We start from the raw sequence: 21,303 nt of genomic DNA, 5'->3' as shown, positions 1-21,303 counted from the left end.
AGTAACATCTATGAACCGTTCACATAAACTAGTAATAAACCAAAGTTATATATTTAAGAGGAAAAGTTTAATCTGTCAGAAAGGAGGTGATGGAGTGAATAGGAAAAACAATTCCAAAGATTTTTGTTGTCCGGGGTTTATCCCTCCAGGCACACATGATGATTTTTGCATCCCTGAAGAATGCTGTCCAAAACGTTTAGATACGCCTAAATTCCCTTCCCCTTCTACATGTCTTCCAGAAGAACGGCAGCGAGCACTTGAGGAAAAGATTGAGAGAGCAAACGAGTTATTGCTGAATTTAGCTTTATCTAATAAGCAGCCAAAGGAAGGGCGGGTCAGATCCTTCGAAGGCTTAACCGGTCAATGGGTGGAGATAGTAATAGACAGAAGAGAAAAATTGGACACAGAGAAGAAGACGGTTAGGAAAGTATCTAATAAGAGGAAAAAGTCAGTCTGGAAGAGAAAGATGATGAGGAACTTAGTCACCAGGATAAAACGCAGTAAAAAATTTCTAAAAAACAAGCATGTTGTTAAAAGTAAAGCTCTTGTTAGAAAATGTTATGGACGTGTTCACTTAGTTGGCCGTGATTTTGTTTTATTAAAGAAAAAAGAAAATGACATTATCATTCCACTTTCAAAAGTTCATTCCATTAAGTCTATTAGCCGTTTCACCCAGCCTACAAATGAACCGGGATTGCTGAATATTGATCCCTGCTTGCGAAGGTCTATTACATTTAATTTTGGAGAAACAGTAGCCTCTTCTCCTGAATTAATTCAGCTTTTTTTCAAGATGACACTACCTATTTTTTTATTGCATCTAGTAGACAAAAAAATAACGGTTATGCTTTTAGAAAAAAAAGAGCAGGGTATTGTTCAAGAAGTTGATAAGGAATCACTAACCCTTCTCACAGTAAAAAAAGAAATAAAAGTAATTCCTTTTCATTCGATATATTCTATCATAACGTAATGTCCCACATATCATTTTTTCGGACTTGGTTGCACGGGTCGGAGGTAGGGAGTTTATGCTGACTCTTATCAATACGTCTCTAGAAGATGGAATAATCATAATTAAACGTATTCGCAAGCAGGTAGAATCACCCTCACTCGTATCCATACCAATGACCCTTACTGTAGGATTAGAGGAATATAAACAGGAATCAATAGAACATGTATTGGAAAAAGCGGACAAAGCGCTCTATCAAGCGAAAGAAACAGGAAGAAACAGATGGTTTGTTAGTTAGTCTTAAAATATAAAAGGCGCCCTCTTCGATTTAGAGGGCGCCATTTTGTACTTTTCTACTAGCATTGATTACTCTCTAAACTCCTGAAGGATACGGGCCCCAAAGAAGCCTTTGGATCAAATTACTAACGGATTGGCTAGCGATTTATATAGTAAATTTCCCTACTTCATCTTGCAATTCAACTGCCAAGTCCGTTAATGATCGTGCTGAAAGGTTTAACTCACTTATTACGGATAATTGTTCTTCAACAGAAGATAAGTTAGTTTCAGTTTGCTCCACATTCATTTTAATAGAATCCTTTGTTTGATCAACAGTTGAAACAATCGCATTGCCTCCCGAGGCAACTTGCTCTATCGTTGCAGCAACAGCTTCAATATTTACAAAAACATGCTGAATGGATTCTTTAATATCGATGAACCTCGATTCAGCTTCTCTGCTTCTTTCCAGCCCATCTTCAACCTGGTTTGTACCTTCCTTAATTACTTGATTAGCGTAGTCAACTTCTTCCTGTATAGAGCCTATTAATTCAGATATTTGTGCAGCTGACTGGTTAGATTCAGCAGCTAATTTTCGTACCTCATCTGCAACTACAGCAAAACCTTTTCCGCTTTCACCTGCTCTAGCCGCCTCAATCGCCGCATTTAAAGCAAGCAGGTTTGTTTGGTTAGAAATGCTGGAGATAATTCCTGAAATGTTCCCAATTTCGCTTGATCGAGTGTGGAGCCTTTTAATAGACTGGGAAATATTTAAGACCACTTTATGAATATCATTCATCTTAGCAGCAAGATCATTTACCGTTTGTTCACCTTCTAATGAGGAACCTGTTGCTTTCGATGCCAGGGCTTTTAATTCTATCGTATTTCCGGCGATTTGCTGAGTATTTGCTGATATTTGCTCAATAGCAGCAGCTACTTCTTGTATTTGCTTCATGTGTTCTTCCGAAGAATCAGAGATATATTCAGTGGAGTTTGTTATATTTTTTGCCGATGATTCCACACTGTCTACACTCGCCGAAAGTTCTTCTGAAGACGCAGCTATTTCTTCTGAAGAATTCTTTAGAATTTTTATTAAAGACCGAAGCTTTTCAGCCATCTCATTTACGGACCGAACCAAAACCCCTACTTCGTCTTGACTCTTAATTGATAGTTTTTCTACCTTAAGATTTCCTTTAGATAGTTCTTGGTGTACGTTTACTACCTGCAGAATAGGCTTCACAATTAGCTGCGACATTATGTAGCTGATTAAAATCGCCAGTATAATAACGCTCATGACCGATATAGCAATGACTTTCTCGATATAACGCCCATCTCCCTCCATTTCAATTTTATCAGCCTGGGTTTCCTTGATAATTTCCTCAGAATACGTTTTGAAACCTGCTATAATTGCCTGTGCTTCTGGTTCTGATGATTCCCTAAGCTTGTTTAAAGCCTCCTCCTGCTGTCCGTTTTGGAAAGCAGATATAATGGTGTTATCAATTTCCCTGCCCCAAACCGTACTTTGATCAATTAAGTCATCTAAAAATTCTTTATTTGAAATATCGGAAACCTTCTCAATATTATCTTGGATTTCTTTGTTTTCTTTAGCGTATTCGGCATATAAGTCTAAAGAAGATTCATCATTGTGAAGTATCAAGCTCTTAACTAATGACATTCTTTGTGAAATATTTGAATTCATTTGTTCGATATGTGTAATGAGCACAAAGTCCCCTGTTACTTCTTCGATATCATCATTCAACTCTGACACTACATTGTGTATGATTAATCCCATCAAAACGACCAAAATAATCACAGTTCCAAAACCTAAAAATAATTTCCCTCGTATGCTTTTCATCCTATTCATTCTCCTATTTATAAATATAAATACCCATGCATATAGTATCATGTTGAGAATAAAAAAATTGTAGAACCATGTCGAATAAACCTTTTATTATCATGCACAAAATAGATTTTACAAAAGAAAATTACTTTGTATATCGTCTTCCCCGATTGAGTAACCTTCGATATATTTCCAGATCGGTTCTATTAAAAGTAAGATCTTAGTTCGAACTGAACTCCAAAGATACACTGTATAAAGGACAAGTTGTTACTATTTAATGTTGAAAAATAAATATTTGAATAAGTAGGAAAAAAGGTCATGATTACCAACAAGGAAATGATGAGTCTCTTATATCTCTATTGAGAAAATTAACCTTAAATTTGCTCAAAATACTGTCAAAAGTGACAGCCCTTTTGAGAACCGGACGGCCGTGCTCAGAAAAAGACGAATCCCTGCACATAATATGTAACAAACCCAATTTCCTTGTAGGAAATTGGGTTTATTTGTATGTCACCAAAACAATTAATTATGACCAACTATTGGATGCGGCACGTATGGCTCTTCAAGGAATGCAATTTCTGCAGGTGTTAGCTTGACTGATAATGCACCTACAGCATCTTCAAGATGCGATATTTTTGTAGCCCCGATAATAGGAGCTGTTACTGGCTCTTTCTGTAGTAACCAGGCAAGTGCGATGTGTGTGCGAGGGACACCGTGTTTTTCGGCAATGGATGCTACCCGCTCCACAACCAATCGATCAGCGTCCGAAGTCGCATCGTATTTAGATTTTTGAATTTGATCTGTCTCGGAACGATGCGTTGTTACTGACCAGTCACGCGTTAACCTTCCTGATGCAAGAGGGCTATATGGAGTAACGCCGATTTTCTCTTCCTTACAGAGAGGCAGCATTTCTCGCTCCTCTTCACGGTAGATTAGGTTTAAATGGTTCTGCATGGACACGAACTTCGTCCAACCATTTTTTTCTGCCACATGTAATGCCTTTTGAAACTGCCAAGCATACATGGCAGAAGCACCAATGTATCTTGCTTTTCCGGCTTTCACCACGTCATGCAATGCTTCCATCGTTTCTTCAATAGGGGTATTGTAATCCCAGCGATGGATAATATAGAGGTCTACATAATCCGTTTCCAACCGCTTAAGACTGTTATCGATTTCACTCATAATTGCTTTTCGGGAAAGACCAGAACCATTTGGACCTTTATGCATTTGTCCGTGTACCTTAGTTGCTATTACAACTTCATCACGATTCGCATAATCCTTTAGGGCTCGTCCAAGATATTCCTCGCTTGTGCCAAGGGAGTATACATTTGCTGTATCAAAAAAATTAATACCTAACTCAAGTGCTTTTTTTATAACGGGTCGAGAGTCCTCTTCGTTAAGTACCCATTGGTGAAGCCACTTGTCAGCGTCCCCAAAGCCCATACATCCAAGACAAAATCGGGATACGTCTAAGCCTGTATTACCAAGTTTCACATACTCCATTTGATTCTTCCTCTCTTTCATTGATTAGCCGCGTTTATCGTGGCCTATTTACAATTAATTATGTCATAAACAATGAAGAAACCCTTATCACATTACTGCTAAGTTTTTGCCTAATTCTTTCAGACTCTCTTACTCGAACTATGAATACCAGGTATAATGAATCGAAGACGCAGAAAAAGGAGAAAAAGTCATGTCCGAGAAAACCTCCAAACAACAACGGGAAATTTCCAGGCTCATTGAGCACTTTTCAAATCAGGATGGTGTTCATCCCACCCCTATTCCAAGTTTATTTCTCATCCGTGAATCTATTATAACTGAACCTATTTCAAGAGTTAACGAGCCATCTTTTTGCATTATCCTCCAAGGCGAGAAGGAGATGTTATTGGGAGAGGAACGCTTTTTATATGGTGCCGGTCATTATATTGTGGCATCTGTTGATTTGCCAGTTACGGGACAAGTAATCAAGGCCTCAACAGAATCTCCTTATTTAGCCCTCAAGCTTGAATTTACTTCGGGCCAAATTTTAGAAGTTTTAAATGAAGCAGATATTCAGTCTGACCAGAGAAAGAACGCGAAACGGGCCATGTTTGTGAGCGAAGTAGAGCCATCTTTGTTAGATGCCGTACTCAGATTAGCTAGTTTGTTAAAGAATCCAAAACATATCCCTGTCCTTGCTCCATTATTTAAAAAAGAAATTATTTATTGGATTTTACAAAGTCCTCATGGCGAAGCGCTTGAACAAATGGCATTAGAAGGCAGCAATGGCTCTAGAATAAGAGGGGTTATAGACCATATCGTCAATAATTATGAAGAGCCTTTTCGAATTGAAGAGCTTACCCAAATAGCGAATATGAGTGCTTCATCACTACATCGACATTTTAAAGAGGTTACGGCTATGAGTCCTATTCAGTTTCAAAAACAACTGAGATTACAGGAAGCTAGGCGATTATTATTATCCGATTCAACAGATATAGCTAATGTCGCATTTAAGGTTGGCTACGAAAGTCAATCGCAATTCAGTCGAGAATATTCCCGAATGTTTGGATTTCCACCTAGAGTAGATATAAACCGATTAAGAGAGAACTACGTGTAATGTACTTTGATCGATTATTGTATAAAGGGTAGTCTCTTTTTTACATTCATTAGGAATTCTTGTTTTAAATTAAGAAAAAAGCCTCCCATTCACATGAGAGGCTCCTTTAATTTGTAAAATTCCTCAAACGATTGGACAGACATCGGTTTGGCAAAAACGTATCCTTGTCCCAGCGTACAACCATTCTTCAGGAGAAAATCTGCTTGCCCCTGGGTTTCAATTCCTTCCGCTACAAGACCAAATCCCAAGCTTTTCCCCATATCAATAATCGTTTTGACAAGCGTTGAATAACCTGAATGATCAGTGATTTCATCAATAAAGGATTTATCTATTTTAATGAAATCGATCGGCAGGGTTTTCAGCATGCTTAATGACGAATAACCTGTGCCGAAATCATCAATATAAGTGTGGATACCCATTTGCTGTAGTTCAAACAAAATAGGTGAAATAGTGTGTATACTTTGAAGCATGCTCTCTGTCAGCTCCACACCCAGTAAATGCGGCGGAAGTCCATGCTGTTCGATTGTACAGCGAAGATGATTGAGAAAATCGGGATCCTCAAATTGAAGGTTTGATACATTAATGGCAACCTTAATGGGTTTCCCTTCTTCTTCCCACTTTCGAGCCTGGCTGACAGCCTCCTGGACCACCCACTTTCCGATAGCAAGCATTTGGCCAGACTCCTCTGCAATAGGGATAAACTCTGCAGGAGATACGAAGCCGAGAGCAGGGTGCTCCCATCGAAGTAAAGCCTCTACCCCCGCCACTTCTTTTGTTGATAAATCAATTTTAGGCTGATAATAAAGTTCAAATTCATCTGCATCAATCGCCTTTTTTAACGCTAATTCAATATAAAGTTTTCTTTTTACGAGCGCCTCGTCTTCCGACTCATAAAACCGCACTGTGTTTTTTCCCCGCTGCTTTGCCTGACGAAGGGCTACACCGGCTTTTGACATCAAACTATTTAAAGTTGTACCGTGCTCTGGAAAAAGCACCATACCCGCACTTACCGTTACATCCATCTCTTGATTTTCTAGTTCAAATGGGAGCGCCAGCTGTGCCATCATGTTGTGTACAAAAGTTTCCACGTTCGCTTTTTCCGTATACGGCAGTGCGATAATAAATTCATCTCCGCCGTACCGGGCAATGTAATCAGATGGCCGGAGGATAGCCTGAAGCCGATGAGCGATAATTTGAAGAACCAGGTCCCCTGCTTTAAAGCCAAGCATGTCATTGATCACTTTCAGGCGGTCAATGTTCAAATAAAGAATAACCATGCTGTCTTTACCGGTTTGCACTTTCAGCCATTCTTCCATTCTTTTATTAAAGGATAGCCGATTTGGCAATCCTGTTAAAAAATCGGTAAGGGATACTTGCTGTAGCTGCTTTTCCATTTCAATGGCTTTCGTCAAATCGTTGGCCACTCCTAAAAGCCGAACCACTTTCCCATTCTCACTTTTTATGGGATGTCCCATCACCTTGATCCAGATAATCCTGCCGTCCTGATGATAAATGCGCCACTGTGCTTCCGAATGAGTGCCATTCAAAAGGCGCTCGTAATGCTTATTTACAATTTCTATATCCGCCGGATAGGTCTTTTTCAACCAAAATTCGTAGTCCTTTTCAAACTCTTCCGCATCATACCCCAGCATTCTTTCAATACCCGCAGATACTTTCATCATCTGATTTTCTACATCTATTAACCAGATCCATGAACTGTGGTTGTAGAAAAGGGCATTTAAGTCTTCTTGCTGCTGTTTTAACTGGTCAAAGTTTTCCTGGATTTCTGCCTTCTTTGCTTTATTTTCTGCAAGAAGCTGTTTGTTTTTGCCGATCACAGCACCGAAATAGCCGCCAACTAAAACCGCCGCAATTGTCGCGGATATAATTAAATAGGGATGCAAATTAGTTAGTATATTATACAGGGCCGTAATTGCTCCCAGAATCAGACTGTATTTAAGGATTTCTGCATTTCGAAAGAGCTGCATACACTGCCACCTCACTTTAGAAGATACCTTTCATTACTATCTTTTCTTGTTCCTGCACTGCCAAAATTAATTTATAAAATCTTGTCGAGTTTTTTCTTTAAAATGTTTTCCCCGTGCAAAAGATTTAAAATAATGACAGCGCTAGATGCACGCTTTGTGATTTAAAAACATAAGGCTAAGACGGTGGAAGACGGATGAAACTGAAATTTTTTCAATAATATATCTAATTATGGAAATGCGTTGTCCGTATGCTTTAGCCATTTCCCTTACAGGCGGCCGCTTTTGTATTGCCTCTTCTATCCATTCGCTTTGGCCCTTTTCAGCATGAGTTTGGGTCAGCAATCTGTAATACAAAAAATTAAGTCTTAAGCTGGTCTTCTAATTTGATCCTCGATAACCTGAGTTGTCTGATAGCCGATGCTGCTATGAATTCTGTTTCGGTTATATCAGACCAGCCTTCTGTAAGCTGCAGCATAGCCAGCCTGGGGTCAATCAGCTAATACAAAGCTGTTTCTTCCTCCCTTTTTAGCCCTGTACATCGCCTCATCCGCCTGCTGGATCAGCTCTTCCACTGTTTGACCATGCTGCGGATAAAAGGCAATCCCGATGCTGGATGTTGTTGTGAATAGATGGCCTTTAACCTGATAAGGCTGCTCAATCGTCTGGAGGATCCTGCCGGCAGCCTCTTCGGCAGCGGCTCCAGACGTGTTAGGCAAAAGAATGGTAAACTCATCGCCTCCCATTCGTGCCAGGACATCCATTTTACGCAGGCTGCCTTTCAGCCGGTCTGTAAATTGCCTGAGCAGTTCATCACCCACATCGTGGCCAAGTGTATCGTTGATCGTTTTAAATTTATCCAAGTCTAAATACATAATACCGGCCCTCTGCCCGCTTCGTGCAGCTTCCTTTATAGCTTGATTGGCTAAGTTCTCGAATAAGCGGCGGTTCGGTACGTCTGTCAGCGGGTCATAAAAAGCCATGTGCTCCAGTTTTTCTTCGTAATACTTTCGTTCATTAATATTACGGGAAATGCCGACAAAGCCTTCTAACACGCTTTGTTCATTCCATAGCGGCATACAGACCGTTTCAAAATACAGCCACTCTCCTGAGCGCCCTTTTTTCCTGAATTCGACTGTATAAGGGCGCTGATGCTCCACGGCTTCTGCAAACCGGGATACAATTTCCAGCCTATCCTCTTCATGAACAAGGGAAACAGCGGGCTGCCCTACATATTCTTCCGGCTTCACGCCTAAAACAGGCTGGTAAGAAGGCGATGCGTACGTAACAATGCCTTCAAGATTAAACACGACAATCAGGTCATTCATATTTTCTGCAATTAAGCGATACTTCTTTTCGCTTTCCCGTAACGCTTTTTTTGCGGTTACTTCCTCCGTCACGTCTTTGCCTATTCCATAGATCCCTATGATCTTTCCTTCCACATAAATCGGGACGTTTGTGAAACTCAAATGAATTACTTCTTTATTCAAGCTGTACAAGGATACATTATATTCTACGCTTTTGCCCTGCTTGACTTCTTCGTAGTGCTGAAGAACATCTTCAAAAGGGGTAACAAACTCTTTTTCAAAATCTCTTAAATTCGGTTTTCCTGCAATGTCTATGCTTCTCCCCATTATTTTTTCAAAAGCAGGATTTACACTGATAAAATTCCCTGCTAAGTCCAGTGACCAGACTGCATCTTGATTATAGTCAAATAACGATCGATACCGCTCCTCACTTTCACGCAGTTCTTTTTCCGTACGTTTTTGTTCTGAAATGTCCTTTACAAATGTATAAAGTCCCTGCATTTCACCTTTAATGATCACAGGCACCTCTTTTACCTGCAAATCGACCCGGCGGCCATCTTGTTGAAAAAAATAAGATTCATATTCTTGTAGGTGGCCTTGCAAAACAAGCTGCCGCAGGCTATAGATTTTCTCCAGTTCTTTCGGGTCAAACATCTGAATCGCCGTTTCTTTTAGTTCCCTCATTTCCATATCTGCTGAAACGCCCAGCATGTTTCGAAACACCTGGTTAACGCGAATTAATTCTCTCTCCTTATTTATAAATAACACGCCATCCGTATTGTTTTCGATTAATGACTGCCAATGAAGCTCTGCTTCTTGCAGCCGGTCATTTTTCTTTAACAGCTCTTCCTGCTGATGAACGGATTTTGTAATATCCCGGACAACAGCGACAATGTGGGCAAGCTCTCCTTTTTCATTGAACAAAGGATCCAGCCGGGTTTCTGAATAAACTGTCTCGCCATCTGTCCCAGGAAATTGATCCTTGTATATTGCTGATTCCCTTTTTTCAATGACTCTTTTATATTGTTCTGAGATCAATGCTTCTCTTTCCGGTTGATCGTAAAAAACTTCTCCTATCGTTTTTCCTTCTATTTGTTTAAGTGATAATCCTAATTGGTTACAGCCCGTTTGGTTAGCAAAGACATAGCGCAAAACGGTCCTTTCTTCTATCTCCACAATAAACAACATATCAGAAAGCTGATTCAATACCCCTTGAAAAAACAATTGGATCACTTCTCCCCTCTAGCCACAGACTGTTATAGAATGCTTGTTTCGACAAATATTAATCTGAAATATACCATCGAATACGCTTATTATCGTACTGTTCTGTTTTATTTTTTACCCCATTTTAGAGTTTTCTAATTGCTGTTTTATCTAATACACCAGAACCAGGCCGCTGATTACAATAATATAGGCACGCAGTGGATGAATCCTGCAGGGTACAGCTCCTACATTGGCAAAGAAGGATTTCACATCAATGCAAAATACATCCCTGCTTGGCTGATGCTCATCATCAATAGGCCTCACCATCTTCATCGTTTCCTGCGGCCAATGAAATAGACACCATTTCATCTAATCGAAACCTGGAACTGTACCCTTTCAGCTTTACAAATGGATACTGGCCGGGCAGCCGGTAAAATTCCGCGACAATCCCGTTCACTTATAACAGGTCATGATCACCAAAGGTATTTATCTTAAGTACAACTTCTCTTTCAAGGTGGGGTGAGTGAATCATCCGGCCGGATTCCTCCAATCGCTGTTCATCAAATAGAATGTCCGCTTCCATTGGTTTGCTTTTTTCTCTTTCCGTCACTTCAGTATGCTCGGCTAGGATGAGTCCCTGCCAATTCATCATTCCCCGGTCATTATACAATTTCTTCATCCAAGATAACTTCTAAAGGCATCCAGATACGTAACCTGGGAGCATGGAAAGCTAAAGACGTTGAATGTAGGGAAAAGAGACACAATACTTCCAATGAAATTAAATGCTTAATAAATTCGTTATCGACAAAAGACCACCCACTGCAAAATCTAATTCTGCTACGTAGTGAATTTCCTTTGTCTCAATCTCTGCTTCTCACGATATAATCGAGCTCATAGAGACGGGCTGTGCCCATCACACGCCCAAAGTCTTGAGAGAACAAAAAACCTGCAGACGCTCTCTTTGGAGAAACAAGTCTGCAGGCTGAATAAATCAGGATAATTTTCTAATTTTTGCACACATACGTTAGAAGTTGCTTATTATTATACGTTAAACCGGTTAACCGTCTCTTTTAATTCTTCCGCCATAGACGCGAGCATCTGTGCAGAAGCAGTGATTTCTTCCATAGACGCAAGCTGTTCTTCAGTGGAAGCAGAGACTTCTTGAGAACTTGCCGCATTTTCCTGAGCCAGCCCTGCAATTTCATTAGCCGAAGTTGAAACTTCTTCAATATTAGCGGTCATCTTCTGAACAGTTATGCTTACTTCCTCAATCAGCGGAGTGATATTTTTAGTACTGGTCAAAATTTGAACAAGTTTATTGGACGTCCGCTCTGATACTTTTACGCCATTTTCTGCGTTGGTCATTACCTCACTCATTAACTGAACGGCATCTTTTGTATCTGCTTGAATAACAGTGATTAAATCCGCAATGGTTTTGGTAGACTGCTGTGACTGTTCAGCTAGTTTTCGTACTTCATCAGCCACTACAGCAAATCCTTTTCCATGCTCCCCAGCCCGGGCTGCCTCAATAGCGGCGTTTAAGGCAAGGAGATTGGTTTGGCCAGCAATACCGTTAATAACATCCAGGATTTTGCCGATTTCCTGTGAGCGCACGAAAAGAGAAGTAATCATTTCATTTGACCGGCTGACTGACGCATGAATAAAGTTCATCTGGTTTAAGCTATCATTAACAAACTGGCCGCCTTCTTCTGCTTCTTCGGCTGTTTTTCTCGATAAAGCAAGTACATCAGCGGAACTAGTTGAAATTTTAACTGCCCCTTCCAGTACATTCTGTAAAGCCTGGGAGTTGCTATCAAGTTTATGATTGGTCATGTTTGCACCGCCCGCAATTTCCTGAATAGCAGAGGCAACCGTTTCTGTTGCCTGGTTTGACTGCTCTGCACTTGCTTGCAGCTGTTCCGCAGAAGCTGCTACCTGATCCGAATTAATGGCAATGCTGCTGATCATAGTGCGCAAGCTCGAGGTCATCTGTTCAAATGACTGATTTAAATGGTAAATTTCATCTTTGCTTTTGAGTCTTAATTTTTCAACATTCAAGTTTCCGGCAGCCACTTGTTTTGCTTTCTCACCCAGACGGTTGATCGGCCGAGAAAGTAAAATAGAAATGACAACACCGCTCGATACCGCGATAAGAGTTGCGATCATACTAATGACTAAAACCTCTAGAGTACCTGAACGGGCAGCCTCCTGCGTTTCTTTTGTTTTTGGTAACAGGATATCTTCTCTTAGCCACTCATTTAGAGAATCGGTATCTTCCGTCAGCTTGTTGCTAATTGGAACAACCTCTGTCAATCCTGCCGCTAATGCCTTTTTCTTATCTACAGAAGCTCGTTCGATAATATCGTTGGCTGTCTGGTGGAATTGAGCGTTAGTCTCTTCAATTTCTTCAAGCCGGCCTTTTGTTTCCTGCAGTGTGGCCAAATTTTTTCCTTTTTCAATCCAGCTATTAATGATTTCATTTGTTTCATTCATCCGATCCTTGTATTTCGGATCGTCATATAGCATAAACGCTCGGTAATAACCGACCTGAAGTGCTATATTTGTTTCGATCTCCTGGGAAATAGATTCTAGCTCCGTAACTGTCTCAATCAAATAGCTGTATGCCTCGTCCGTTTCTTTCATGTTTTTGTATGAGAAAAAAGACGCCAAACTAAAAACAAGAGAGACAATTACAAAACTGCTAATTAATTTTTGCTTAATGGTTAAATTCATTTTTTTCTCCTATTCTATTTTCTAAAAACAACTCGTAAATCTCCCCCGGTGTATGAATATCTTTGGAAATCACGGGGTCTTCAAGTTTAAAGCCTTGTTTAACCAAACATTACAATCAACTTAACTAAGACCAAAGACTTGTTTGACAAACCAGAAAACACTGATTATATAGTAACATAACTAGTTAAAAAGTCACTAACGATATACGCCGAATATGTGACCATTCTACAGAACATTTTGTTAAATTCATCTAATCAAATCATTAAATATGTTCTGGGTTGTGTATATTTGCAACTGTTGATGCCCTGCTACTTCTTTAATTCAAAATCTAGATAATGGCACTTCTCTCTTGTATATTTCTCAAGTATTCGGACTCTGTTTAATGTGGCCCCATTGTTGCCTATTCGCCAAAATACAGACTTTGTACTGTATGCATACACTGTTCAACTGCCCCTCCTTGTCGGAAGGCTGCATCCTGTACAGCGACAAGAGCTCTGTTTACACATCCTATACGTATCAGCAGGCAGTAAAAGAAAAAGGCATTATCATGGGCATGCCCCGGAAAGGGACAACCCAACGACAATGCCTCCATCGAATCGTTTCACGCCTTGCTAAAGTCTGAACGACGAGCTTTGAAAACGACCCGGCTTCCTTTGACAGCCGGGGCGTTTAATGTAAAGTATGGACGAACTGTTGACTAATCAGGTAGATTACTTTAACGAGAAATGCGGTAAACTAACTAATAAGATATTTAATTATCCTTGGAGGATGAAATTATGACTTTTGAAGAACTTACACAAAACAAGCCAACGTTAGAATGGAAACAAAGAATGGATGAAGAAGATGATATTTTCACCGATGAAAATATCAATGTAACTAATGAGGTTCTGGATTCTTACATCAGCAGTTTAAAAGAACTTGGAGATACTCCAACAGAGGAAGCTATACTAGAATGTGTCAAAGAAGTTGTTATTAGACTAAATGAATTAAACGACAAATATGATTACTTTATTGAAACAATGGAAAGAGAGGAATTAGCTGAGTTTATCGAGGAAGGTGCGAAAATAGCTGGATTAAAATCTGAAGAAGATATTACTGAAGAATGGAGAGAGTGGTAAACAAAAAAGACCAAACAATAAAAGGATGAGTAAACGTGAAAAAATTTGATTTAAATAACGGTTGGCATATAGAAATGTATAAAAAAAATGATGTCTATTTCAATGAAGACAAAGTTGCCGTTGTTGATTATGACAATGACCTAATCGCTATTGTTCAATTTGAAGACGATAAGATTGATTTTCTTCATACAAATTACAATTTGAGACCTAAGCTACTTTTTAGTGAGAAAATAATTGTGTTTCCTGATATGCCAGAAGATGAATAAGAGTTCTTTTGCACACTTTTGTGTGCTTTTTTGATTTAAGCAGCAGTTTCGGTCTGCTATTGGCCAGCAAAATAGAATACAACATAATGTTATTATGTTTCATCAATAAAAAGCAGCCATAAATAACTCTGGCTGCTTTTTCATGGTAAAATATTGTAAAGTTCCTTTTCCAGGAAGGAGAATCGCATTGAATAGAATGATTTTAAGCATTTTCTGTACCTTTTTTTTCATTTCTGGCTGTTCTAACAGTAGTGAGGAAGCCTACGCATCTATCATCATTATCGATGGGAAAGAATATGTTGGACAAGAGCTTTTGACAGATAACACATTCACTGTGAAAGAAAAAGTAGGTGAAGTTAAAAAGCAATTAGACATAGACACTATGCCGAAAGAAAATTGGAGCTCTAATGCTTATGAAGAAGGCAGCGATGTTTATTCTGTCAATGAAAAAGACAATATCTTTTTGATTGAAGAACATGATAACAAATATCAAATTCTTGCAGAGGAAGCTAAAGATAAACAGTTATCGAATAATCAAGATGATACGAGTACTATAAACAAAGATGGTTATGACGATGCAAGGAAATCTGCTTGGGATTTCGTAAAAGAAAAAAGTTGGGATGATTGGGCTGAAGAGAACTGGCAAAGTGCAAACGTTACGAAAACCATTGCTGACAATAACTATGAATTGCTTGATAGCACTTATGAAGGAACAAAGGTACTATTAGTTTCTTTTGAAGATAAGGAGAATCTTGTAATTGGTACACCTCCAATACTAATTGATCCCAATACCAATAAAGTAATTGGCTATATGCTCGTTGAATAAAAAATTGTTATACTAATGGGTATATTCGTTGAAAATGCTCCGGTTGCCTTTGACGGCCGGGGCATTTAATTTACAGTAGAGACGAACTGTTTATCAACTATTTGACACTCCTACGGCTGAAGCCGCAAGCCCTTCACCTTGCGGTGAAACGGGTGGGATTCTGAAGTGCGAACGCGTTCCCAGTCCATTTCTGTTTAGAACTCGCCTTCAGTTAAGGGCGGTGTCATCAGCCCGTCCTGCTTCGTTTTATATGCCTTCGGCATACATGTACCTTACAGGCGGTCCTGCTGTTACCACAGGAATAGGTTAAGCTGCTTGCTTGTTTTTCTTTTTTGAAAGGCCGCTGATGGCTTTCGAAATATTAATGGCCGCATTCACATCGGCTTGAAGTGTATACTGACATTTGGCACACGCAAACGTGTGTCTTTTTCGATTCTTTTTGTCTACATGGCCACATTTACATGTTTGAGAGGTATGATGTGGATTCACATATTCAATTTGAATACCAGCCATTTTGGCTTTGTATTCAATAAACTGCTGAAGCTGATAATGTGCCCAGGAATGCAGATTCCTGCCTGCGTCTTTTTTTGATTTTGCTTTACGGCGAATACCCGTCAAATCTTCCATTCGAATGCAGCGAACACCGTTCTCTGCAGCAAAATTCACGATTTGCCGGCTCATTTTATGATTTAGATTTTTCATCCACTGAGATTCTTTGTTTTTCGATTTTTTAATAACGGAGAGAAGCTTTCGCTTTCCTAACTTTTTTCTTCTTGAAGAAAATGTTCTTCGAATGAAAGCAGCCTTGTTTCCGCGAAAGAAGAGTGTTTTCGTACCAACCGAGGCAGCAGCTAAATAGTTCAGCCCTACATCGATGCCCATCACTTTTGATGAAGAAGCAGCTCGTTTTGGCTCAAACGAAATAGAAAGCGAGATATACCATTTGCCTTTTTTCTCATACAGCTCAGCGGCTCCTTGTTTTGCCTGCCCGGAAAGAATTTTATCCAGCCAGTGCTGCTGATATACTTCTGCGATAACCGGCACACCAATTCTCTTTTCTAATGTAGGGAAAGACAGCTTATATAAACCATTTTCCTTTTCGATAGCGAGGTTTTGATTGTTAAAACCGCACCAGAAACGGCGAAACGTTTTTGCTTTTTGATTCTTTTTCTTGGATTTCACTTCACGGATGGTTTGATTCACTACTGCCGAAGGCAGTTTTTCTTGCGAAAAAAGCTTGTAGACCTTGGACGTTGCTTTAGACAGTTCTTCATAACTTAGCAGCCAGTTTGAAAAAGAAGTATTTAATTCGGCCATTTTTTTATACATCTGTTTCTTTGTTTCCGTTGGTTTCATTAGCTCCAATCTTAATGAAATAGTTCCCACTTTTAAGCCTCCTTTCCAATTTCCTTCCATGGAACAAGCATACCAAATGTATGTTCCATATGCAAATGCTAAAATTGGAAAAAATAAAAAATCGAACCTTTGACATGTCTGAAGACATGCCTGGTTCGACCCCGCTCTCATCCCACCTCTGAAGAAGTGGGCTTTCCCGCTTGGAAAGTCTGTAAATGGCATTCCAAAAAATAAAAAAGGAAAAAGACTATGCCTTCTTCCTTTTCTTATATGTGTTCGATTATAATTTAAACTTCCGTACCAAGTCATTCAATGTTTCAGCATGTTGAGCAAGCAGGTCTGCACTTGCTGAAACCTCCTCCATCGAGCTGTTGCTTTGCTGTACGGAAGCGGATGTTTGCTCAAGTCCTGCCGCTGCTTCCTCGGAAATTGAAGCAATGTTTTCTACTGACTGGCTGACAGTTATGCTGTTATTTGAAACTCTCTGTAAGACTGTAGAAATTGCGCTGATCTCATTGCCCATGATTTGAACTGCTTCATTAATTTCATTAAATTTTGCACCTGAAAGATTTACCTGTTCTATTCCGTTTCTAACCTGATCATATCCTTCTTCCAGTATACCGGTTACTGTTCTTGATTCTAATTGGATGTTCCCTACAATTTGAGTAATTTCTCCTACGGAAGCCGATACTTGTTCCGCTAGATTACGAACTTCATCTGCCACAACCGCAAAACCTTTTCCGTGCTCTCCAGCTCTCGCTGCTTCTATAGCCGCATTTAATGCCAGCAAATTCGTTTGGTTAGCAACATTCTGAATAACATCTACTAGCTTAGATATATCGAGTGATCGTTTGGCAAGACCATTTACCTTTTCTACGGACTCTTTTACAATACCGTCAATCATATTCATTTGGTTCATTGAGTTTTTCATCAATGCAACCCCGTCTTCGGTTAAGCGTAAAACCCCAGAAGACTTTTGTTCTATCTGCTCCCCACTTGTTCTGGCACTTTTTATATCCTCATTTTGACTGGTTACCACTTCAGAAATACTGCCTACTGAGGAAGCCTGCTGCTCCGCTCCAGCTGCGAGCTCTTGAACAGTGGAAGCGATCTGCTCGCTGCCCTGCTGTACTTCTTTGGAAGATTGGGATAATTCCTCACTTTGACTGCTTACGCTGTCTGAAACCCGTACCATTTCGTTAACCATGTTTCTTAAGTTACTGCTCATTTTATTAACAGCTGTGCTGAGTTGTCCGATTTCATCATTTCCCTTATAGTCCAGATTGTCTGCGCTCAAGTTTCCTTCAGAGACTTGTGTTGCCAGGCTTACAACTTTTTTCAGATTCTTAATGATCATTCTGCTCACTATAATGATCAGAAAACTGCCTAGAAGGATAGATGCAATAATTGAGACGATTAAAATTATTACTGAATTGTGGAGAGCATTATTGGCACTTTTAATTGCACGTACTCTCTCTTCATAAGAAGCTGTCCGGACTTCTGTTAAATCTTCAACAGTGCTATCAAGCAGGCCTTGTGTTTGAATCCTAAGTTCCCTAACTTTTTGATGTTCTTTTTTTTCAATGGCCGGCACAATTTGTTCTAAAAACAACTGATTAATTTCCTGGTTATTGGCTTTCACCGTTTCAAATAATTCCTTTTGTTTATCGGTAGACAGCTGCGGCTCTAACTTAGTCTCCAGTTCTGTGACTTGCTCCATTCGATCTTTAAATTCATTGATGGAGTTTTCGTCTTGCAGATAAATATAATCAGCAATTCGGATATCTTTCCCCCGAATGGTAGACGCCATTAAAGTAAAGTCAACTGAACGTGTTGCCTCTTTGTCCACATCATCAATAGAGTGGCTTACATCCTCTAGTTGAAAGAATACAATCAAAACGGATATCACAAATAAAAGAAGAGTTATACCAAAAGCAATCCCGTATTTCCAACCAATCCTAATGTTTTCCCATTTTAGACTACTAAACATTATTTTCTCCTTACCCTATAAAAAATTTAACTTATATCTTTTGTCACAAATAAATCCGTGTAAAAACAAGTTAACCAGGACTTATTTACCTATAACATATATACATTTTACTTATTTTCAAAAAGGAAATCTACTATTTTTATTAAAAAAAGCAGGTGTTTTTACCTATAGTTTCTAGTTCCCTCTTTTAGAATTTGTGCATTTCTATTTTTTTAACATGCAAGAAGACGGATTTTCAATTTGACTATACATATCTGTATACAAAGGAAAAACACCGACTCGAAAATTCAGTCGATGTTTTTCCTTTTCCATTTGCAAATGAATATTTGTACTCTCTGACTTTAGTTCTGCTTAATGTTATAAAATGAAGTAAAAAATCAATAAAGTAAAAAAACCAGGACACCATTCAAGCCATGTTTGCTGTAAATCAATACAATTTTTGCTTCTTAAGCCCACTGGCAGAATAAATCGTAGAAATTGCTTATAAGTAGAAGTCTTATTTAATGCAATGTATAGGATCAGGAGGTATTCTACTTTAATAACAATTGGGGAAAAGATAACTCAACTGAATCGCACTTTAACAGCAGCCTTAGTTTACAGCCATTTCTTTAAATAAATGGCTAATGACAACGATCATCGCATGAGACTTGGCAGCTTGTTCGACCAGATGAAGTTACAACGCTGTTTCTTCATGCTATTACTAGCCAAAGAAATTGTAATAAATTAGTGCTTTTTTCTATAGCACTCAAAAAAACGAATATATAATCCATTTAACCAGAGGGGTAATGCATATTCATTTCCGCAAAATTATCGTCTATTTCAATCTATAATCAGCATCAAATTTGCCGAGTTTCTTCTATTATATATACTATTCTAAAGCATTGTCTTTTTGTATAAATAGTATTGGCATACGACATAATTGTAAAAACGGTAGTCAAGCTGATTACTTATAGCTTTTATGCCTAATTTTATGCCAAGCGAGATAGTTTCCCGGGTTGAAAAAATACCGCACAAAAGAGGATCCGTTCTGTGGATAAATACAAAACTACTGTCTCTTTTACCGAGTTTCTTCTATTATATATACCGTCCCAAAGCATATCTTTCCATTAGTGAACGACATGCTTTTCCCGCTCCATAATCTTCTATAAACAGATCACATTGTCTGAATTAAGTTGAAGCCCATTAGCGATCGAATCTAGCATACATTCTTGCTGATGTTGAAGGTATGAACCTGATTTTGTATTTTCCTGCAAGCTCTTTCTTTGCTTTCTCAGCCAACTTCATCCCCTGCTTATTATGTTTATCCTCAAGCGCAATTCCATTTGGAACTAATTTATCAGTGTTCCAATTAATCCAGCTGCCGTAGTTAGCCATCCATTCAGACAGTTCTTCTTTTAACTCAGCTGAAAGAGATATTTCATCTAAATCCAGATTACAGCCACAACGGCTGCACCAGAAAGGATCGCTACTCATATCACCTTCAATTTTCAACTCGTCGGTATTATTTTGTTCACAGCAACATTCCATCACCTTTTACCGTCCTTTTAATTAAAAATACTTGCTGTTTTTACCGAGTTTCTTCTATTATATATACTTTCCTAGCGCGTCATCTTTCCATTGGTGAACCACGTGCTGTTCCCGCTCCATAATCTTTTGAAGATAGATCATCGTGGTTTCGATTTTCTCGTGGCCAAGTGCGCGCATAATGGCATACACATCGCTGTTATTCATATAGCTGATAATCGCAAAGCTATGTCTGAATTCGTGTGGCGTAATTCTCTTTTTTCGTGCCTGAATGGATAGGATCGGCACCTTCTCAATTTCGTCTCCTAACATGGTCGCAAAGTAAGACGGGCGGAATGCTTTCCACCGGCTGTTCGGGAATAGCGGCTCATCGCTGTCGCTTGGGAAGTCTGCCGGCAGAAGCCGTGTTTTCCGGTACAGCACAATACTGTCCATCACTTTTTCCCGAAGCGGAATATCCCGCTGTTTATTTCCCTTTCCAATTACATGCAGATAAAAGCCTCCGAGGATTGGATCAAAACGGACGTCCGATACCTTCAATTGGCATAATTCATCATTCCGCATACCGGTTCCTACCAGAACATGAATCAAAGTAAACATAATCCTATTACGGTCCCTATAGTAGTCGAGGAGCTGAATGACTTCCTTTGGGCCTAAGTCTCGATTAGGCCGGTCATCTTTACGGACAGTTGCCGGACGCAGTCCTTGGTGAATCGGCTGATTGAGATAGCGATTCTCGTGCAAAAAACGAAAGAAACTCTTAAGGATGGTCGTTTTACGCGCAAGAGTCGCTGCTGAATAAGGGCCTTTTGTTTGCACCCGCGGGCTCTCTTCGGCAAGCCAGGTCTGATAACGCCGCAAATGCCTTGGTGACAGGCTTTTAAATAACGAACCTTCTTCAATCTGCTCTATATCGAGCCCGATTTCCTCTGGAAACTGCAACATGTTCTCAATCAGCTGGGACAGCTCCCTTTCATACTCTTTAATGGTCCGGTCTGAACGCTCCGCTTCCTTATTCAAATTGATACTGCGATATAAGTAATAATGAAGCACATCCCTATCATCAAAATAAAAAAACGGATCTTCCTTTTCTTTTTCTGCCTGTTCGATTCGTTCTAGCAGCTGGCCGGCTGTCTCCATCTTATTTGCTGGAAAAAGCGGCTGGTTGTTTTTCGTCAGCTCAAACATACTGCTTCTCCTCCCTGCCCTCATTTTATGTATTTCTTCTTTTTACTCTTTTTTAAACTCTACAGCGTCTTTTACCGCACTTATTTGCATTTTTATTTAAATCAATATTATTCAATAATATGTATATACAAACTTTATTTTAAAAACTTAAATTC

General features: G+C 39.4%; 17 protein-coding genes. 6 read left to right on the top strand and 11 right to left on the bottom strand.

The genetic code is table 11. The features are described 5' to 3' along the window. Positions 1 to 94 precede the first annotated feature (94 nt). Positions 95 to 967: a hypothetical protein gene (locus tag L2D08_RS14395; RefSeq protein WP_242234560.1), complete on the top strand. Its 873-nt coding sequence runs from the start codon at positions 95 to 97 to the stop codon at positions 965 to 967. A 25-nt stretch (positions 968 to 992) separates the two neighbouring features. Then, on the top strand, positions 993 to 1,241 hold the full coding sequence (locus L2D08_RS14390; RefSeq protein WP_255821975.1) for a diguanylate cyclase: 249 nt from the start codon (positions 993 to 995) through the stop codon (positions 1,239 to 1,241). Positions 1,242 to 1,385: 144 nt separating this feature from the next. Here the strand turns inward: L2D08_RS14390 and L2D08_RS14385 are convergent, their stop codons facing one another. After that, a complete protein-coding gene (locus L2D08_RS14385) occupies positions 1,386 to 3,071 on the bottom strand; it encodes a methyl-accepting chemotaxis protein (protein ID WP_242234557.1) in 1,686 nt (561 codons plus the stop codon). Positions 3,072 to 3,578: 507 nt separating this feature from the next. After that, a complete protein-coding gene (locus L2D08_RS14380; protein WP_242234555.1) occupies positions 3,579 to 4,559 on the bottom strand; it encodes an aldo/keto reductase in 981 nt (326 codons plus the stop codon). Between the two features lie 190 nt (positions 4,560 to 4,749). On the opposite strand from L2D08_RS14380, the gene L2D08_RS14375 reads away from it, so the two are divergent. Continuing rightward, entirely contained in the window at positions 4,750 to 5,652 is a 903-nt protein-coding gene (locus tag L2D08_RS14375) for an AraC family transcriptional regulator (protein ID WP_242234554.1), read from the top strand. Positions 5,653 to 5,741: 89 nt separating this feature from the next. On the opposite strand, the gene L2D08_RS14370 is transcribed toward L2D08_RS14375, so the two are convergent. The 5 genes from L2D08_RS14370 to L2D08_RS14350 all read right to left on the bottom strand — a co-directional run bounded on the left by L2D08_RS14370 (position 5,742) and on the right by L2D08_RS14350 (position 12,880). Beyond that, positions 5,742 to 7,640: a putative bifunctional diguanylate cyclase/phosphodiesterase gene (locus L2D08_RS14370; RefSeq protein ID WP_242234551.1), complete on the bottom strand. Its 1,899-nt coding sequence runs from the start codon at positions 7,638 to 7,640 to the stop codon at positions 5,742 to 5,744. A gap of 488 nt (positions 7,641 to 8,128) precedes the next feature. After that, complete coding sequence (locus L2D08_RS14365; protein WP_242234549.1) at positions 8,129 to 10,177, bottom strand: PAS domain S-box protein; 2,049 nt, start codon at positions 10,175 to 10,177, stop codon at positions 8,129 to 8,131. 141 nt (positions 10,178 to 10,318) lie between these two features. Next, positions 10,319 to 10,516, bottom strand: coding sequence for a hypothetical protein (locus L2D08_RS14360; protein WP_242234547.1), 198 nt, complete (start codon positions 10,514 to 10,516; stop codon positions 10,319 to 10,321). An 88-nt stretch (positions 10,517 to 10,604) separates the two neighbouring features. Next, positions 10,605 to 10,826 carry a hypothetical protein gene (locus L2D08_RS14355; RefSeq protein WP_242234545.1) on the bottom strand — a complete coding sequence of 74 codons (222 nt, stop codon included), beginning with the start codon at positions 10,824 to 10,826 and terminating at the stop codon, positions 10,605 to 10,607. Positions 10,827 to 11,188: 362 nt separating this feature from the next. After that, entirely contained in the window at positions 11,189 to 12,880 is a 1,692-nt protein-coding gene (locus tag L2D08_RS14350) for a methyl-accepting chemotaxis protein (RefSeq protein ID WP_242234542.1), read from the bottom strand. A 776-nt stretch (positions 12,881 to 13,656) separates the two neighbouring features. Between L2D08_RS14350 and L2D08_RS14340 the strand changes: the two genes are divergently transcribed. From L2D08_RS14340 to L2D08_RS14330, 3 genes are all read left to right on the top strand, one after another. Next, positions 13,657 to 13,998, top strand: coding sequence for a hypothetical protein (locus L2D08_RS14340; protein ID WP_242234541.1), 342 nt, complete (start codon positions 13,657 to 13,659; stop codon positions 13,996 to 13,998). Between the two features lie 35 nt (positions 13,999 to 14,033). Continuing rightward, positions 14,034 to 14,264, top strand: a complete 231-nt coding sequence (locus L2D08_RS14335) for a hypothetical protein (RefSeq protein ID WP_242234540.1) — start codon at positions 14,034 to 14,036, stop codon at positions 14,262 to 14,264. A gap of 187 nt (positions 14,265 to 14,451) precedes the next feature. Beyond that, positions 14,452 to 15,090, top strand: a complete 639-nt coding sequence (locus tag L2D08_RS14330) for a hypothetical protein (RefSeq protein ID WP_242234539.1) — start codon at positions 14,452 to 14,454, stop codon at positions 15,088 to 15,090. A gap of 306 nt (positions 15,091 to 15,396) precedes the next feature. On the opposite strand, the gene L2D08_RS14325 is transcribed toward L2D08_RS14330, so the two are convergent. The 4 genes from L2D08_RS14325 to L2D08_RS14310 form a co-directional block, all read right to left on the bottom strand. After that, a complete protein-coding gene (locus L2D08_RS14325; RefSeq protein WP_242234538.1) occupies positions 15,397 to 16,476 on the bottom strand; it encodes an RNA-guided endonuclease InsQ/TnpB family protein in 1,080 nt (359 codons plus the stop codon). Positions 16,477 to 16,726: 250 nt separating this feature from the next. After that, positions 16,727 to 18,436, bottom strand: coding sequence for a methyl-accepting chemotaxis protein (locus L2D08_RS14320; protein WP_242234537.1), 1,710 nt, complete (start codon positions 18,434 to 18,436; stop codon positions 16,727 to 16,729). A gap of 1,182 nt (positions 18,437 to 19,618) precedes the next feature. Further along, entirely contained in the window at positions 19,619 to 19,963 is a 345-nt protein-coding gene (locus tag L2D08_RS14315; RefSeq protein WP_242234696.1) for a hypothetical protein, read from the bottom strand. 57 nt (positions 19,964 to 20,020) lie between these two features. Next, a complete protein-coding gene (locus L2D08_RS14310; protein WP_242234536.1) occupies positions 20,021 to 21,148 on the bottom strand; it encodes a tyrosine-type recombinase/integrase in 1,128 nt (375 codons plus the stop codon). Positions 21,149 to 21,303: the final 155 nt, after the last annotated feature.

It is taken from the genome of Domibacillus sp. PGB-M46, assembly GCF_022668875.1.
In the GTDB taxonomy this organism is placed as follows: domain Bacteria; phylum Bacillota; class Bacilli; order Bacillales; family Domibacillaceae; genus Domibacillus.
The sequence above is the reverse complement of the archived record's forward strand: the minus strand, read 5'-3'. Positions and strand labels throughout refer to the sequence as shown.